Here is an 18,111-nt window from a genome sequence, read left to right as displayed (position 1 = left end):
TAGCCCTCTGGGCTTTATGTTACATATACTAATAAAGCCCCCATAGGGGCGGCATTTTGGTAATAATAGGCATAATAGTGATTGTATGCTTATGATAGCCCCATCGGGGCGACATTTTTTTGTTACCCTTTTCGCAATAAAACTTCAACCAAATTACATCTGCATATTTTTTCATTTTATCAAAACTCTTGATTTTACCCAAAAATTTCTAAATTTAGGTCAATTTCAACCTTTTCCTTTATGAAGAACTTCTTTCTGGCCATGCATTTGGCATTTCTTAGCTTTTTATTGTTTTTTATTCCAAATACTAAAAAGGAGACTTACTCAGCACCTAAAATAAGTCAACTTAGAGTTGTCCAAGACGAAAAAGCACAAACCATTTCTGTTTTTCGGCTTTCGGGAACTACGGCCATACTCACTCAAGTAGCCAAGAAAGACTTTCGCCCATATTTGCACCCCATAATAGCCCCAGATGGAAAAGGGGTAATAACCGAATACAGCCCAGGTCATCACAAACACCAAACAGGAATTTATTGGGGCTATACACGAGTAAACGGCCGCGATTATTTTCATCATCCAGAGGGTGATTATTGGAAAAAAGTTTCTGCCAAAATCATCAAAGCTAAAGGTGCGGAGGTGAAATGGCAAACGGTTTACGACCTTTTGGACGAAAAAGGAAATGCTCTTTTGAGAGAAACCCAAACTTGGACCATGCAAGAAAAAGACGGAAAATATGTGTTAAACGTAGAGTGGGAGGGTGATGCCCAAACCGACGTGACCATAGGTAAATATGATTACGGTGGCTTGTTTGTAAGGATGCTTTGGCGAGAAGGAATAGACGGAGAAGTAGTAAATGCAGCAAGACAGAAAAATGAAAAGGCCGAAGGGCAGCGTGCCATGTGGGTAGATGCCGGCATGACTATAGAAGGCAGAAAAGATAGGGTGCATGTGGCAGTTTTTGACCACCCCGAAAACAAAGGATTTCCGCAATATTGGCGTGTTGACGGTCAGTTGGGAATAGGGCCCGCACGTGCTAGAACGGCTGATTGGAACATAAAAAAAGGAGAGGTGGAGGTCATAAAACATCAGTTGATTGTATATACTGGTCAGCTTAATGATGTTGAAATCAACAATATGTGGGGTGAGTACAGTGGCCAGAATATGACTTGGGCACTTTGGGGAATAGCCCAAAAAGAAGGAAGAGATGCCAAGTTTTTGTCGCCAGAGGAAGCTGTGGCCAACATGACCCTGAAAGATGGTTTCAAGGTAAATACATGGGCAGCAGAGCCCATGATCACACAACCGATGGCTTTTTGTTGGGATGACAAAGGCCGTCTTTGGATAGCCGAAAACCGTGATTATGAGTCTAGAGGAAAAGGATTTTCGAATGCTGGTAACAGCAGAATCTTGATACTGGAGGACACCAACCATGACGGTGTGGCGGACTCTAAAAAAGTCTTTTTAGAAGGCATTGCTTTTCCTGCGGCCATGGCTGTGGGATTTGATGGATTGTATCTGGGTGCTCCACCTAACCTACTTTTTGTGCCAGACAAAAACCAAGACGACCAAGCCGATATGGATGACATCGAAGTGAGGCTAACCGGCTGGGGAATTCGCGACCGCCACGAAACGCTCAACAGTTTGCATTGGGGTCCGGATGGCTGGCTTTATGGTTGCCAAGGATTTGCTACACCATCGAAGGTTAGAAAACCAGTTGGTAAGGGCCGACTTTACAGACACAAAGACCCATTTCCAGAAGATATTTTGCAAGGTGAAGGTGTGGATATCAACGGTGGTGTTTGGAGATATCACCCAACCAAAGACAAATTTGAAGTTGTTTCACATGGTTTCAGCAATCCTTGGGGAATTGACTATGATGCTAAAGGTCAGCTATTTATAAGTGCTTGTGTGATACCGCACATGTGGCACATTATACCAGGAGGCATCTATCACCGCCAGGGTGGACAACATTTTAATCCTTATACCTACAGCGATATCAGAACCATCGCTGACCACAGTCATCGCTCGGCTCACGGTGGTGCCAGGGTGTATCAATCAGATGCCTTTCCGGCTGAGCATCAAGGTAGAATATTTATGGCCAATATCCATGAACATGCAGTTTTGTCTGATATTTTAGAGAAAAAAGGTTCCGGCTTCGTGGCCAAACATGGCGACGAACTACTGATGGCCAACAATGCTCAGTGGGTTGGATTCAGCATGGAAGTTGGGCCCGATGGAGGACTCTATGTGCTAGATTGGCACGATGCCGACATTTGCGGCCAAGAAGTGGTAAATGGCGAAACGGGTAGGGTTTTCAGAATTATGCCCAAAGAAAATAAGGCCTTCAACTGGGAAGGAAGATATGAAGATTTGAACAAATTGACGGATAAACAATTGGTAGCATTACAAACCAATACCAGTGATTGGCATTCCAGAAGAGCTAGGTTGATTTTACAAAATAGAGCTTTAAAAAGTAAGTTAGATGCCTCCGCTTTGGCAGATTTAAGAACTATTTGTAAAACTAATGCCAATGCAGACTATCGTTTGAGGGCATTTTGGGCTTTGTTTATCACCAATAGTATTAGTAAAGACGAACTATATAAATCACTTTCTGACAAAGATGAACACATTAGGGCTTGGGCTATACAGATGCTTTGTGAAGACAAAAACGCTGAGCAAAATGCCAAAGATAAGTTTGTGAAAATGGCCAAAGAGGATGCTTCAGCTGTAGTTAGATTGTATTTAGCTTCGGGATTACAAAGGGTGGATAATACAACCGCCTGGCAAATATCCGAAGGATTGGCAATGTATGGCGAAGATGCTGAAGACCACAATTTGCCTAAAATGATATGGTTTGGTCTGGAAGGTTTGGTAAAAGAAAATCCTGCTCAGGCCATGGCTTTGGCACATCAGGCTAAGATTCCGCTCATTTCAAATTATATTTCGAGAAGATTGGTAGATGCCAATAATCCGGAAGCTATCGTAAATTCATTGGCAAAAAATGGAGCGAACCAAGTAGAAATACTGAAAGGAATGAGAGATGGATTGGAGGGAAGATTTGACCTAAAAGCTCCTAAAAATTGGGCTGCACTTTCAACTAAATTGAAAACTACGAAAGGAGAATCAGCGACTTTGGCCGACCAGATATCCCAACGTTTTGGGGATACGCAAGCCTCTGAACAACAGCTCGCTACCTTGAAAAATAAGAACGCACCGATTCTCCAAAGACAACAAGCGATACAGTCACTTTCAAATAGAAAACGAGAAGAATTGGTAGCTGAAATTCCAAACCTATTGAACGATCCGAAACTTAGATTAGAGGCTATTAGAGCCATTTCGGAATACGACAAAGCGGAGTTTGGAAAACTTTTGGTAGCAAATTATAACCAATTCAACGCCGCCGAAAAACAGCAGGCTATTCAAACGCTTTCTTCCAGATCAAAGTATGGTTGGGAACTTACACAAGCCATAAAATCGGAGAAAATACCAAAACGTGATGTACCGCCATATGCTGCCCGACAGCTCTTGAGAGTGGTAGGAAGTGGTTTTATTGAAGTTTGGGGGCCGATAGAGCAAGAACCTTCTTTGGAGAAATCTTATGCCAAATACCAAAGAATGATAAATGAAAAATCTCTGGCTACAGCAAACCCAATAAAAGGTGAAAAGGTATTTCAAACAGTTTGCGGAAGTTGCCACAAAATGTATGGAAAAGGCGGGAACATCGGGCCAGAATTAACGGGATCAAACCGAGGAAGCACAGACTACATCCTATTTAATGTGCTGAATCCGAGCGGAGAAATACAAGATGATTACAAATTGGTGGTGATCATTACCCGTGATGGCAGAACCTATTCTGGCAACGTGATTTCGGAAAATGACCGTCATCTAACGATGCGAATAGTAGGCCAAGACAAAGTTTTCATCAACAAATCAGACATTCAGTCGAGAGAAGTTATGCAAGCATCACTCATGCCTGTTGGGCTATTTGACAATATGGAGGAGGCTGAGATTTTGGACCTGATGAAATATCTGAAAACGCTGAAAAAGTAATGAGGTTTTAAAGCCACGAATGCACTACTTATTGGATTCGTGAATTCGTGGCATAATCACTTGTACTTTTTATTTTTTAAATGAACTGTGCATTTGCTGCAAAACCCATCGGCCTTTTACTTTTTCAAGAATTATGCTTTCTAGCCATTCTACTTTCCGTACAGAATTATCTTGTAGAGATCGAATAGTGGCAGTGTTGTAATAGCTTACCCAAGCCATATTTTTGTAAAATTTGACTTTAATAAAATCAAACTGATTGGTACGTTCAAACGTTAAGGGCTTGGCGGTCATCTTATCAACGTAAGCCTGGATTTCCTTGCGTTCCCATACTTCACCCACCTCCAACAGTTGGAAATCAGGGCTACAATTTCTATCAAAATACTTCATGTCTGGGTGAGTGAAAGTCTCAAAAAAGTCAGTCAGCACCGCCTTGATGGCTGCAGTTTCTTTCTCTGCATTTTGGGCTTTTGTTACCTGAAATGGTAACACTAGAAAACTCAGGATTAGTAATCTTTTCATTTTTCGATATAATTATTTTTTATTTGATTAGGTCTGTAATATATTGTAAATGAACACTTTAACAAGTTGGAATTCGTAGGTTTATTTTCACCGATACAGCCTTAGGACTATTAATTATACCCCAACCTCATCCAAGGCTTCTCCAACTTTAGTTTTTATGATAGCCTCCACCTTAGATTTTTGTGTTTTGAAAATCCACCATAAAATCAAATATACAGCTATAAGTATGACATAACCAAGCCAAAAAGTATGCGTAAAATGATTGATAGTGGCGGCCAACAATATATTGAGAAGCACAAATACCATCACCAGAAAAACGCCCATCACAATTTTAACCACGATACCCGAAATCAAGCCCTCAATTTTTTCTTGAACCTCCAATTTCTTGAGTTCAAACTTGGCCTCAATAAGTTTAATCAGGTTATCTTTTAGCTCATCTATTTTGAAATAATCCGATATCGACGACTTTATGCTCATAATTTTCTAACGATTTAAACGGCATCCACATTTACCACTACCTGCACAGATTTGAATTTTTTTTCAGTAATCAAATTTACTATTTCTTTTTGTAGAAACGCTTTTGTGGCCTGAATATTCATCTTGTCCTTCTCTAGTTTAAGCCAAACCTCAAAAAGATATTTGTTCCTGATTCTTTCTACCAAAGCTTTTTCAGGACCCATAACACGGGTTTTACCCAGTTGATTCTCCAAAGCCTGAGCAAGCCTGGCAGCAGCTTGATGGGCCAAAGTCTGGTCAACGTCCTTAACCGTAATCTCAATAATTCTCGAAAATGGCGGATAATTATACCCCTCTCTATCAATAACCTCGGATTCATAAAAACCCACGTAATCGTTCTGAAGTACAAACTGCAAAATTCGGTTTTGCGGGCTTCCTGTCTGTATCAACACCCTGCCTTTTTGGTCCCTCCTACCTGCCCGGCCACTTACTTGGGTAATCAACTGAAAAGCCCGCTCGGCCGCTCGAAAGTCAGGAAAGTGAATCATCTTGTCGGCATTATAAATTCCAACCAAGCTCACATGGTCAAAATCAAGTCCTTTGGATACCATCTGTGTACCCACCAAAACATCCACCTCGCCTTTTTCAAACTCCCCGATAATATTCTGATAGGCATTTTTTGATCTTGTGGTGTCCAAATCCATCCGTAATATTTTGGCCTCTGGGAATATTTCATACAGATCTTCCTCTATTTTTTCAGTACCAACTCCCATGGCTTTGACCTTGGTAGAACCGCAGTCGGGGCATGTTTTAGGCACTGATTCCTTGTGTCCACAATAATGACAAACCAAAGTCTTCTCTGCCAGGTGATAAGTGAGCGAAACCGCACATTGGTCGCAATGCCCTATCCAATTGCACTCCTGGCAATTGAGATACGGAGCATAACCCCGTCTGTTCAAAAATATAATGGTCTGCTGTTTATTGGCCAAGTTTTGAGCCATTTCCGCCAACAGCTCCGAACTGAATTCCTTCACAAGGGTTTTGTCCTTCCGCTCCTTTTTCATATCTACCAACCTGATATCAGGCAGCTGAGCATCACCGTATCTTACATTTAGGCTTACCAGACCATATTTTTTGTTTTTGGCTTGATAAAAAGACTCTATCGATGGCGTAGCCGAACCAAGTAGTACTTTAGACCGGACCTTCAGAGCCAACATAATGGCCACATCACGAGCATGATAGCGGGGAGCGGGGTCAAACTGTTTGTAGGATGACTCGTGTTCTTCATCTACTATAATGAGTCCCAAATTGGTAAAGGGCAGAAAAATAGCCGACCGTACACCCACCACAAACTGAAACTTACCGTCCAAAACACCTTTCCAAACCTCCACGCGTTCGTTGTCAGAAAACTTAGAATGATAAACGCCCATGGCATCTCCAAAAACCACCCGGAGTCTGTTCACTATTTGAGTAGTAAGGGCAATTTCTGGCAATAAAAACAATACCTGTGAGCCTGAATCCAGTACTTTTTGTATGAGGTCTATGTAAATTTCTGTCTTGCCCGAACCTGTGATGCCATGAAAAAGCACCACTTCGTTTTGGGTGAAAGAGTCCATTATCTGGTCAGATGCTTTTTGTTGTGGCTCCGAAAGTTGCATTTGAGCCTGAGAGCCAAGGTCTTCACCGTCAAACCTTGAAACCACAATCTCGAATTCCTCAAAAATACCTTTGTCCAAAAGAGTTTTGAGAGACGATTCCGAAATATCACCAGCCTTGAGCGTACTTTTCGCCAAACCCTCCTTGTTTTTATAATGCAGCTCATTAATAGGCACATGGCCTAGATATTCCAACAACACCTCCTGCTGTTTGGTGGTTTTTTCAAGCTTTTCTATCAAGGCCAAAATCTCCTCTGTGCCTTCAAAAACTCGCTTCAAGCGTATTTTCTTGACAATCTTCGGGCGATATTTATCTTTTACCTCTTCAAAAAGTATAATGGCATGCTTGGCCACCAGCTCTTTTATGGTTTTGTTGATGTCTTTTTGGTCTAGAAAACGCCCGACCTCGTCGTAGCTTAGAGATTCCTCCTTCAGAAGCACCTCCATCAGTTGGGTTTCTTGTTCAGACAGTAACTCGGGATGTGCAAAATCAGGATTATACTGAATTCTGGACTGACTACTTATTTTAAGTCCGGCCGGCAACGCAATATTCATTACCTCGCCCACATGACACATGTAGTACTCGGCTACCCACTCAAATAGCCAGAGTTGTGAGGCTGTGACAACAGGCTCAATATCAAGCAATTCCTGCACATATTTGGCCTGATACTTTGGTGGTGGTGTGTTATGAATTTTCACAATGACCGCCGTCAAAACTCTCGACTTGCCGAATTCTACCACTACACGAGAGCCCACTTTGGCCAATTGACTCATTTCTCGAGAAAGACGATAGGTAAAATATTGTGGTATGGGTACAGGCAATACCACCTCCACAAAAAATGTCTGTTCTACCTCTGAAAACTCATTACTCTCACTTATCATATACAAATTTAAAATTTGAGCCTTTAAAACACTATAAATATTGGAAATTATATGGATTGCAACGTAAAACAAATATCACCGGACATCCAAAAAGATGAGTAATACGTAGGTTTGTTTAACGATAAAAGAAAAAAATTAAACAAGATAATTGTACTTATTAAAGAATAAATTAAAACATAGTAAGTTTTGTTTAATATTTTTAAATATAAGTTAAACATAATTTTTTCTTTTGTTTAATCTTTTTAACATTTGCTTAAACAAATTAAAACAATCAAATGACTGCGATAGAATTTAATTATGCTTTACAAACCAACACCAAAACGCTTAAGCCTTTTGCGATGAGGTTAACGAAAAACTACGACGATGCCAATGATTTGGTACAAGATACATTGGTGAAAGCGTTTTTAAATAAAGACAAATACGCTGATGGTACCAATTTGAAGGCTTGGTTGTTTACGATTATGAAAAACACCTTCATCACGAATTATCAAAGGATGATGCGTAAGAACACCATTATTGATACTAGCGACAATTTACATTATATAAATTCGTCAGACAGTATTGTTCAGAATGATGCTTATGGTAACTTTGCTAATGAGGACATCACAAAAGCACTTGAAAAATTGGACGATACCTACAAAGAACCGTTCATGATGTACTTTAATGGTTTTAAATATCACGAAATTGCTGAAAAAGTGGCGATTCCGATTGGGACTGTGAAAAATAGAATACATTTGGCAAGAAAAGAGTTGAAAGACCGCCTAAAAATTTATTCTAATACGCAAACTGTTTAAAAAGAGAGAAAGATTTGAAAAAAGTCATCGTAATCGGTTCAGGTTTTGCAGGAATTTCTGCCGCAACAAAACTCGCAAGTTTGGGTTTTGAGGTGACCGTTTTGGAAAAAAACGCCGATTTCGGTGGCCGAGCAAGAGTATTTAGTGAGGCTGGCTTTAAATTCGACATGGGTCCGAGTTGGTACTGGATGCCAGATGTTTTTGAACGGTATTTTGGCGAGTTTGGCAAAAAACCATCTGACTATTATAAACTTGTCCGACTCGAGCCATCGTATAAAGTCATACTAACAAACGGAAAAGAAGTTGATCTGCCCGCAAATCTAACAGAGCTCAAAGCCCTTTTCGAAAAACTCGAGCCTGGCTGTGGTCCTAGTTTCGATGCCTTTTTTGAAGAGGCCAAATACAAATACACTACAGGAATGGGTGAGTTTGTCTGGAAGCCGTCGCTTTCTGTCAGTGAATTTTTTGATTTTCGACTTTTATCCAAAGCTATTAGTCTTGATCTTTTTGCCTCTTTTGGAAAACACCTCAGAAAATTCTTCAAAAACGAAGATTTACTGAAAATCATGGAGTTTCCTGTTTTGTTCTTAGGAGCAACTCCAAACGACACCCCTGCTCTTTACAGCCTCATGAACTACGCCGAAATGGCCTTGGGAACGTGGTATCCCATGGGCGGAATGCACGAAATAGTGAAAGGCATGCTAAAATTAGCCGAAGAAAAGGGAGTAAAATTCATTAATAATCAAGAGGTTAAGGAGATAGTATCGGAAAATGGTAATGTCAAAAAAATACGTACTCTCGATGCTGTTTACTATGCCGATATTGTGGTAAGTGGTGCCGATTACGAACATACCGAGGGTCTTCTTAACGGCAGCCGTAACTACAGTAAAAAATATTGGGATAAACGATTGATGGCTCCTTCGTCGTTGCTGTACTATATAGGAGTTGACAGAAAAGTGGATAGGTTAGAACATCATAATTTGTTTTTTGATGAAGACTTTAATCTTCACGCCGATGAAATCTACAAAAACCCTAAATGGCCATCGAAACCTCTTTTTTACGTGTCGGCACCGTCAAAAACCGACCCATCTGTAGCACCGGAAGGCCATGAGAATTTGTTTTTGCTTATTCCTATAGCTCCTGATTTGGAAGATGACGAGTCAACCCGCGAAAAGTACTTCGATATAATGATCGAAAGACTTGAAAAATACGTAGGTCATGAGATCAGAAATCATGTAGTTTACAAAAAAAGTTACGCTGTAAGTGACTTTAAAGCTGATTATCATGCCTTTAAAGGAAATGCCTACGGTTTGGCTAACACATTGTTGCAGACGGCATTTCTGAAACCCGCACTAAAAAACAAGAACTTAAAAAATATGTACTATACAGGCCAATTGTCGGTCCCAGGGCCAGGAGTTCCTCCTGCGTTGATCTCGGGATTGGTGGTAGGTGATTATATAGCTAAAAATCATTAAAACCCTGATTGAGAATGTTTAATTTGTATGAAAAATCAACCTTCGGATGTAGTAAGCTCGTAACGGAGCTTTATAGCACGTCCTTTTCATTGGGTATCAAAACACTTACCAAGCGTTTCCACGAACCTATTTATGGTATATATGGATTCGTTCGTTTTGCAGATGAAATTGTGGACACCTTTCATCAGTTTGACAAAAAATACCTTCTCGAAAAATTTAAAGCCGACACCTACGAGGCCATAGAAACGGGTATTAGTCTCAATCCCATCCTACATTCTTTTCAGAAAGTAGTTCATGAGTTTAAAATAGACCTTGAGCTCATTGATGCTTTTTTATACAGCATGGAAATGGACTTGGGTCAAATAGTTTACGACGACAGCAAATACAAAGAATACATTTACGGCTCGGCCGAAGTAGTAGGCCTCATGTGCCTGAAAGTGTTCGTGGAAGGAGATCAAAGCCTTTACGAAAAACTAAAAACCGATGCCAGAAGCCTTGGTGCTGCATTCCAGAAAGTCAATTTCTTGAGAGACCTCAAAAGTGACTATCAGGAGCGTGGACGTGTATATTTCCCACAAATAGACATGAGCAATTTCTCGGCTTACGCCAAAAGGGAAATAGAAAAAGATATACAGATAGACTTCGACAACGCACTGAGGGGAATACTAAACCTACCCGTTGGAGCACGTTCAGGTGTATACTTGGCCTATGTGTATTATCTAAAATTATTCAAAAGAATCAAAAAAACCTCAGCAGCCAAAATCCAAACTCAAAGGGTTCGGGTGCCAGACTTTATAAAATTTACCCTCCTTGCACAAACCTTGGTAAAGGGACGATTTGGTGCATTGTAAAAAACTCTTACCTTATTTGATAAACTTGACTCATCTATTACAATTTTAATAGCCTGATTTTCTCTGCCTTTTATTTTAACCTCCACTTTATAATAAGCCATAACCAACTAAAATTATTTTTTAAATTGGTATTTCAATATTTTGGTTTAATTTTTGCCATAAATATTTTCTAATAATCACATAAAAACCATCCACTTCAATGCGTATCCTCGTTATACTGCTTTTGGTATGTTTAAGCACAGCAGCCAATGCCCAAAATCCCCAAATAATATTAGTAAATTCGGGAGAGTTAATTAAAAAAAGCATAAGCCTTCGAAACGAAGACAAAAAAGACCAGGCCCTCCTAGAGCTAGATAAAATTTCAAAAAGTGACACCAATTATGCTCTATCAATTTATCACAAGTCCCTCACTTTGTTGATGTCTGCAAAGCATAAAGAAACCCAAGAAGTTTGTAAGCTTGGTTTGAATCTCAATTCTAAATATGAAGCCTCATTTTTTTTATTTCTGGCTGCCTCCTATGACGACTCTGGCCTAAAAGAATTGGCCATAGAAACTTATAAAAAAGGTCTTGAAAAATACCCGTACGATTATAGCCTACTGACCAGCATGGGCATGACATACTTGAACCAATGGAAAATAAATGAAGCCGTAGAATGTTTTCAAAAATCAATAAACATCAATTTCTTTAATGCACTGAGCCATAAAATGCTTGGCCATCTGTGTTTAATACAAAACCAACCTACCAGGGGTACCCTTTCGATACTGACCTATTTAACGCTTGAGCCACAAGACGACAATGCCGACAATGTGATTATTGAACTCGAAAAATATTTGTCTACCAATGTTGCTTTTAACAACGATTCCTTGCTGATTCAACCTGCCGAAGATTTCCAGACAACGGATTTGGTGCTGAACTCGCAGGTTACTTTCAATAAGAACTTCAAGCTAAAATCTGAACTTGACTACAAAGTTGTTAGACAATGCCAAGCACTTTTAGAAAAGCTAGAATACGCAGAAGAAAGTGAAGACTTCTGGATGAAAAACTATGTTTTGTTTTATAAAAGGATATGGGAAAATGGACTTTTTAATGATTTTACCCACTATTGGTTGAGCTCTGTAAATGAAAAAGCAAAAAAAAGATACGAAAAAAACGATGCAGGTATAAAGAAAGCTAAAGAACTGGTAGATAATAGTTTTTCTGGACATGACAAATTAAAGGTGTTGGATTTCAACGGAAAAACTGCCAAATACTTCGTTGGTACATACAATAACCACAACCTTCAGGCTATTACAACAAAATATGATGAAAGTACCAAAACATTAATGGGTTATACCGAATTTTTTCACCCAAATAAATCCCTAATGAGCAAGGGCTTGTATGACGATAACGGTCAAAAAACAGGTGAGTGGAAGTACTATACTGAAGAAGGATATCTAAGTCAAATTAGTGTTTTCAACCCGAAAGACTCTACCGTAAAGTTCAAAGATTATTTCCCGAATGGCAACCTAGAGGTAGAAGGACAATACAAAAATGATTTGGAACAAGGGGAGTTTATCTATTATTATTTAGGTGGCGGTAAGAAATATGTTAAGGTTTTTGAAAAAGGACAAAAAGAAGGCAAATTTTTTGATTACCACCAAAATGGCCAGCTGGCAGCCGATGCTATCTATAAAAATAATGAATTAGATGGGCCAAGTCGTCAATACTATTATAATGGCCAACTTTCATCGGAAAGTACCTATAGCAAAGGCCTTGAGGAGGGTGATTATAAAAGCTATTTCTTCAACGGCAAGCCAAAAGTGGCAGGTAAAATGTCAAATAACTTATTGCAAGGCGAATGGCTCTACTTCGATATCAATGGTAAAAAAATTGCCCAGTCTTTCTATAAAGACAGTAAAAAAGAAGGCAAGCAAACCACGTTCCATTCAAACGGTAAATTGGCCAGTGAGGGTAATTCTACCGATGGAGAACCTGTAGGTCTTCATAAATATTTTGATGAAGATGGGTTGATTTTTGCCGAAGAATTTTACGAAAAGAAATTGTTGAAATACACAAAAATTTTCGACAAAAAAGGGAATATTATCAAAGAAAACACCCGCAAAAATGACCAATTGGTCTATGAGACTTACTACCCAGCTGGCCAAAAGAGGCAAGAGGGAAGCATGAACAAATTTGGCAATAACGGTAGTATGAAGGAATATTACATGAGTGGGGCACTGTTCGCCGAAAGGCAATATAAAGATGGCCTTTTACATGGCATTTCAAAAGAATTCACAGAACTCGGACAGCTAAAAATGGAAGGTTTTTTCAAAGACAACCAACGAGATGGTTACTTTGTATATTATCATGACAATGGCCAAAAATCTTACGAAGGTTGGTACGTAAATGACCTAGCAGAAGGCCAATGGAAATATTATTACAACAATGGCGTAATTAAGGACGTCATGTTCTTTCAAAACGGCATAGCTACAGGTTATGCAGAAAACTACGCTCCAACCGGTGTAAAGCTCTATGAATATTTCACAAAAGACAACATAGTAACCAAAACCACTCAATACGATACCCTTGGGCAGGTGTTTAATACAATAGATTTACCAAAGGCAAACGGCAAAGTCACCATATTGAGTTTAAACAAAAAGCCATACAAAGAATACACTTTAGTGAATGGTGTGAAACAAGGGAAAGAAACATACTATTGGTCAAAAGATGGTAATAAATATGCTGAAGTTGCATATAACAACGACATGATGGACGGCAAGTACATGTCATACCATCACAATGGAAAACTTAAAAACGAAATTGAATACAAAAACGGCCTACAGGATGGCTACGATAAGAGATACTTTGACAACGGTAAGCTAGAGTATGAGGGTAAAACTATTGAAGGTGAAGCAGATGGCGAGTCACGATGGTATTATCACAACGGAGCCCTTGAAACGCTAACACCATTAAAAAAAGATGAAAAAAATGGTGAACTTATACATTTTGGTGAGGATGGCAAAACTCCTGCCTATAAAATAATCTATGTCCAAGGCCACATTGTAGGATACTCTTACCAAGATAAAAACGCCAATTGGTTACCCGTAGTAAATACCAAAAACGGTACGTTTGACATCAAAGCTTATTATCCTAACGGCAAAATGAGCTATCAAGCCAGCTACAAAAACAACCAACGTATGGGTAACTTGAAACGTTATTATATGAATGGAAATCTGAGTGCTGAATATAACTTCGTAAATGGCATGTACCATGGCGAGCAAAAAGTATTTTATGTAAACGGTAAAATCCGAAATCGATATTTCCAAAAAGAAGACGAACACGAAGGTCCATCATATAGCTACACCGAAACGGGCAAACTTATGCTTGAAGAACACTATCTACAGGGTTACTATCACGGAAAGGTTATAGAATACGATGCCAATGAAAAAGTGGCTAAATCACGGAATTTTTATTTTGGAATAGAATACTGAAAACCAAGAAAATGAATAAAATAGTAATATTCAGCTTACTGATAACGCAAGGAGTTTGGGCCCAATCCAAAGAAAATCTTGACTATTATCGGGCTCAGTATCCGAGCAACGACATACTCACCATTAGCCAAAAAGAAGAGGTAAATATCAAAATAGTGGACGGTAAGGTGCAAATTCTTACCGATTATTTCAATGAAAATCTCTATCTGACCAATAAGGCCAGTATATACCAGTATGCCGACCAATCTATTGTCTACTCTCCTTTTTTTCAGGAAATAAACAATATTGAGGCCGCAACTTTTGTACCAAGCGAAAAAGGCCCTAAAAAACTCAATGTCAAAGAAATAACTACCGAAAAAGAAAACTCCAAAGGTATTTTTTATGATGATTACCTGGTGAAAAAATTCACCTTTCAGGGTTTACAACAAGGAGCCGTCTCAACCCTGAAATACCAAGAAACCATCAAAGACCCCTACATGATGCCGAGTTTCATATTTGGCAATTACTTACCCATTCAAAACGCCGAATTCTCTGTTACCTTCCCCTCCAATATAAAGGTAAATTTTAAAAAATTCGGTGACTTTTCGAATATCGTTTTTACGGAAAGCAAATCAAAGAACAAAACAACTTATACTTGGAAAGCCTCAAATCTGAAAGATATACCCTACGAATCAAAATCTTTAAATATCAGATATTTAACGCCTTCTGTACAATTGTTTATAGAAAATTATACCATAGATAATAAGACCATAGAAGTACTTTCCGATGAAAGAAAACTCTTTAATTATTACGCAAGTTTGGTACGTAATTTAAACGCATCACCTGATAAAGCCCTGATACATCTCACGGACTCTCTCACAAACGGCAAATCTGACCTCGAAAAAATAAAAACAGTATATTATTGGGTGCAAGACTATGTCAAATATATCGCTTTTGAAGACGGTATGGGAGGCTTTATACCGCGTGAAGCCAGTCAGGTATTTAGCAAACGCTATGGCGACTGTAAAGATATGGCCAGCCTGATTACTACCATGCTCAAAATAGCCAATGTAAAAGACGTACATTTGGGTTGGATTGGTACCCGCGACATCCCTTTCAAATACGCCGAAAATCCCTCCCTTTCTGTTGATAACCACATGATTGCAGTGGCTAAAGTCGACAATCAATGGGTTTTTCTGGATGCCACAGACGACCGCATAGACTACGGCCTGCCTACCAGCCACATCCAAGGCAAGCAGTGTATGATTAAACTTACGGATACAGAATATCAAATAATAGACGTACCAGTAGTAAAGTCGAACATAAATGCTCGTAAAGACAAAACCGAGATAAAAATAGAAGGCAATAATCTTGTCGGAATCGGCAAAACGACCTTAGATGGCCTTTGGAAAACCGAGGTGAAATACTACTTGAGTAATTACTCCGAAAAAGAAAAACAAGACTACACCGAAGCACTTTTTAAAGTGGGCAATAACAAATGCAAAGTAGGTCCTGTAACTATAAATAACCTCAAAGACAGGGAAAAACTTATCGGTTTCGACTATAGTTTTCAGGTACCTGATTTTGTCAAAAAAATAGATAATGAGCTGTATTTTAATCCGCATATATACACCCACATAACTGCCGACAACCTCATGCAGAAATCTCGAAAAAACGATTTTGTGAATGATTATGCTTGGAAAGAAGAATCAGAAGTAGAAATAGAAGTGCCAGAAAATCATGAGCTTGTGTATTTGCCAGAAAGTTCAAACTACACTGGAGCCAACTTTGGTTATGCACTGAGTTATGAGCAAAAATCTGGTAAAATCATCCTAAAACAAATAACCTACCTAAATACACTCGTTTTGAAAAAGTCGGAGTTTGAGGAATGGAATAAGATGATCAATAAAATAACCACGGCTCACAATGAACTTATTGGTTTCAAAAAGAAATAATTCATATTTAATCTCATAAAAACATACATAAATGAAGAAACTTGTATTGGCCCTTACACTATTGGGGTCACCACTATTCGCACAAGACCTACAGTTTTTTAAACTTGATTTTATCAAAAAAACAAATAACAAACTTAGTACGCTAAGTGAAGCAGAAAAAAAAGAACCCGCCATCTTGCTCGACAGTAAGATCTATGTTGAATATTACAAAGACTCGCTTACCCAAAACGTGGAACAATATTACGGCCTCATGCGACGCTTCCATATACACGAAGCCGGGGCTGTTGATAGCTACAACAAAGTGTACTTGCCCATATCGGCTAGCAGCGAGTTAATAGACATCAAAGTTAGAAGCATTAACCCCAAAGGTATAGTAAAAGAGCTCGGTCAAAGTGCCATTAAAGAAACCACCGAAGAAGGCCAAACCTACAAAATGGTAGCTGTAGAAGGACTAGAACCCGGTAGCGAAATGGAGTTTTTTTATGTCATAAAGACCCCAATCAATATATACAGCACAGAGCCACTTCTTAAAAAGCTGCCCATTCGCAACTGGGACTTTTTGATTGTTTCACCAGATTTTCTGAAGTTTGAGGCTAAATTATATAACGCCGTAGGTATAAAAAAAGACACGGTAATAAATAAAAAGGCATTTGTAAGCTACAATCTCAAAGACATTACTCCGGTTTTTGACGAAAAATATTCTTCTGAAAACGCCAACACGCCTAGAATAGAGTACAAACTCACTTATAACACCGCTAAAGACAACAACAAGCTCTTTACTTGGAAAGACGCCGGCAATCAGTTTTTTGAAATGATGCACGCAAGGTCTAAAAACACGCTGAAAGAGATAGAGAAGGTTTTGAAAAAAGAAAAAATACTCGAAATGCCAGAAGATCAGGCCATAAGGGCTATCGAAAACTATATAAAGTCTAATATTAATATAAAAGAAGACGCCGAGGATGCCATGCCCGAGGCCATACTTAAATCAAAATATGCTGAAGCCGGAGGTCTTGCCCGTCTTTATGTTCAGATGTTTGAGGCTGCAAATGTCAATTATGAGTTGGGCATAGGTATAAGTCGATTTAAGAAGAAATTCGACAAGGCCTTCGAAACCTGGACACAGCTCGACAAATACTTTTTTTATTTTCCAAATGCCAAAAAATACCTTGACCCAAGCAATCCAATGCTGAGGCTCGGGCAAATTGAAAGCGGTTTAGAAGGCACCGATGCTTTGTTTATAGCCAACATAAGTTTAGGCGAAACTAAATCAGGCATAAGCAAAATCAAGACCATTCCATTTTCAACGGCAGCATTAAATTACAATAATATAGACGCCGAAGTCAGCTTCCCTGCCAACTTAGCACACGCCAACATTAAACTAACTAGAACCTTGGGCGGTTCGCAAGACGGCGAAATCAAAGGTTATCTGATGCTGTCAAACGAAACCCAACGCAAAGAAATACTAGATAATATATTGAAAGCCTCTTTGAAAGAAGACGCCGAGTATTCTAATATTGTGGCCAAAAACTATGATATCAACTCTGATGAAGTTAATAAACCCTTCATTCTGAGCTCAGACGTAGTGGCTAAAAATATGATAGAAAAAGCAGGTAAAAAGTATATTTTCAAACTGGGAGACATACTCGGGCCTCAGCAAGAACTATATAACGAACGCCCCCGTCAGCAATCTATCGATGTGGGTTCGGCACATGAGTATGTAAGAAATATCACCATTGCCATTCCTGATGGCTACAAGGTACGTGGCTTGGAAGAAGTAAAACGAAATATCACGTATGATTTTGAAGGCAAAAAAAACATGGGTTTTGTATCTGACTACCAAGTAAATGGAAACAAAATAACCATAACAATAAACGAATACTATCACAAGGTTTTACTCCCACTAAGTGTTTACGATGACTTCCAGAAAGTAATCAATGCCGCAGCTGATTTTAACAAAGTAACCATCATTTTTGAAAATTAATAATCTCAAAATGTAAGGACTAATTCGGCCTTAAAGATATTG

10 protein-coding genes are annotated in these 18,111 nt (G+C 39.0%); 7 read left to right on the top strand and 3 right to left on the bottom strand.

The window, feature by feature from the left end:
- Positions 1–240: 240 nt before the first annotated feature.
- Positions 241–4,050 (top strand): PVC-type heme-binding CxxCH protein, encoded by a 3,810-nt coding sequence (locus EGI31_RS04180; RefSeq protein ID WP_255035903.1) that lies wholly within the window; start codon positions 241–243, stop codon positions 4,048–4,050.
- Between the two features lie 69 nt (positions 4,051–4,119).
- Here EGI31_RS04180 and EGI31_RS04175 read toward each other — a convergent pair whose 3' ends face one another.
- The 3 genes from EGI31_RS04175 to priA all read right to left on the bottom strand — a co-directional run bounded on the left by EGI31_RS04175 (position 4,120) and on the right by priA (position 7,562).
- Positions 4,120–4,569 (bottom strand): nuclear transport factor 2 family protein, encoded by a 450-nt coding sequence (locus EGI31_RS04175; RefSeq protein ID WP_255035902.1) that lies wholly within the window; start codon positions 4,567–4,569, stop codon positions 4,120–4,122.
- A gap of 114 nt (positions 4,570–4,683) precedes the next feature.
- Positions 4,684–5,046, bottom strand: coding sequence for a phage holin family protein (locus EGI31_RS04170; RefSeq protein WP_255035901.1), 363 nt, complete (start codon positions 5,044–5,046; stop codon positions 4,684–4,686).
- 14 nt (positions 5,047–5,060) lie between these two features.
- A complete protein-coding gene (gene priA / locus EGI31_RS04165; protein ID WP_255035900.1) occupies positions 5,061–7,562 on the bottom strand; it encodes a replication restart helicase PriA in 2,502 nt (833 codons plus the stop codon).
- A 275-nt stretch (positions 7,563–7,837) separates the two neighbouring features.
- On the opposite strand from priA, the gene EGI31_RS04160 reads away from it, so the two are divergent.
- The 6 genes from EGI31_RS04160 (at position 7,838) to EGI31_RS04135 (ending at position 18,069) form a co-directional block, all read left to right on the top strand.
- Entirely contained in the window at positions 7,838–8,356 is a 519-nt protein-coding gene (locus tag EGI31_RS04160) for an RNA polymerase sigma factor (protein ID WP_255035899.1), read from the top strand.
- A 14-nt stretch (positions 8,357–8,370) separates the two neighbouring features.
- Positions 8,371–9,831 carry a bifunctional phytoene desaturase/3,4-desaturase gene (gene crtID / locus EGI31_RS04155; RefSeq protein ID WP_255035898.1) on the top strand — a complete coding sequence of 487 codons (1,461 nt, stop codon included), beginning with the start codon at positions 8,371–8,373 and terminating at the stop codon, positions 9,829–9,831.
- Positions 9,832–9,845: 14 nt separating this feature from the next.
- On the top strand, positions 9,846–10,682 hold the full coding sequence (locus tag EGI31_RS04150) for a phytoene/squalene synthase family protein (protein ID WP_255035897.1): 837 nt from the start codon (positions 9,846–9,848) through the stop codon (positions 10,680–10,682).
- A gap of 199 nt (positions 10,683–10,881) precedes the next feature.
- The gene (locus EGI31_RS04145; protein WP_255035896.1) at positions 10,882–14,154 is read left to right on the top strand and encodes a hypothetical protein; all 3,273 of its coding nucleotides are present in this window, start codon (positions 10,882–10,884) and stop codon (positions 14,152–14,154) included.
- 11 nt (positions 14,155–14,165) lie between these two features.
- On the top strand, positions 14,166–16,088 hold the full coding sequence (locus EGI31_RS04140; protein ID WP_255035895.1) for a DUF3857 domain-containing protein: 1,923 nt from the start codon (positions 14,166–14,168) through the stop codon (positions 16,086–16,088).
- Between the two features lie 31 nt (positions 16,089–16,119).
- The gene (locus EGI31_RS04135; protein WP_255035894.1) at positions 16,120–18,069 is read left to right on the top strand and encodes a DUF3858 domain-containing protein; all 1,950 of its coding nucleotides are present in this window, start codon (positions 16,120–16,122) and stop codon (positions 18,067–18,069) included.
- Positions 18,070–18,111: the final 42 nt, after the last annotated feature.

This window comes from Lacihabitans soyangensis, from assembly GCF_024343775.1.
Classification (GTDB): Bacteria; Bacteroidota; Bacteroidia; order Cytophagales; family Spirosomataceae; genus Leadbetterella; species Leadbetterella soyangensis.
This window is presented reverse-complemented; position numbering and strand designations above follow the sequence as displayed.

Bases quoted from the DNA above. Each gene is read 5' to 3' on its own strand.
- EGI31_RS04140 (WP_255035895.1), top strand. From the start codon at position 14,166: ATGAATAAAATAGTAATATTCAGCTTACTGATAACGCAAGGAGTTTGG.
- EGI31_RS04175 (WP_255035902.1), bottom strand. From the start codon at position 4,569: ATGAAAAGATTACTAATCCTGAGTTTTCTAGTGTTACCATTTCAGGTA.
- EGI31_RS04135 (WP_255035894.1), top strand. From the start codon at position 16,120: ATGAAGAAACTTGTATTGGCCCTTACACTATTGGGGTCACCACTATTC.
- EGI31_RS04150 (WP_255035897.1), top strand. From the start codon at position 9,846: ATGTTTAATTTGTATGAAAAATCAACCTTCGGATGTAGTAAGCTCGTA.
- EGI31_RS04160 (WP_255035899.1), top strand. From the start codon at position 7,838: ATGACTGCGATAGAATTTAATTATGCTTTACAAACCAACACCAAAACG.
- EGI31_RS04145 (WP_255035896.1), top strand. From the start codon at position 10,882: ATGCGTATCCTCGTTATACTGCTTTTGGTATGTTTAAGCACAGCAGCC.
- EGI31_RS04180 (WP_255035903.1), top strand. From the start codon at position 241: ATGAAGAACTTCTTTCTGGCCATGCATTTGGCATTTCTTAGCTTTTTA.
- EGI31_RS04170 (WP_255035901.1), bottom strand. From the start codon at position 5,046: ATGAGCATAAAGTCGTCGATATCGGATTATTTCAAAATAGATGAGCTA.
- priA (WP_255035900.1), bottom strand. From the start codon at position 7,562: ATGATAAGTGAGAGTAATGAGTTTTCAGAGGTAGAACAGACATTTTTT.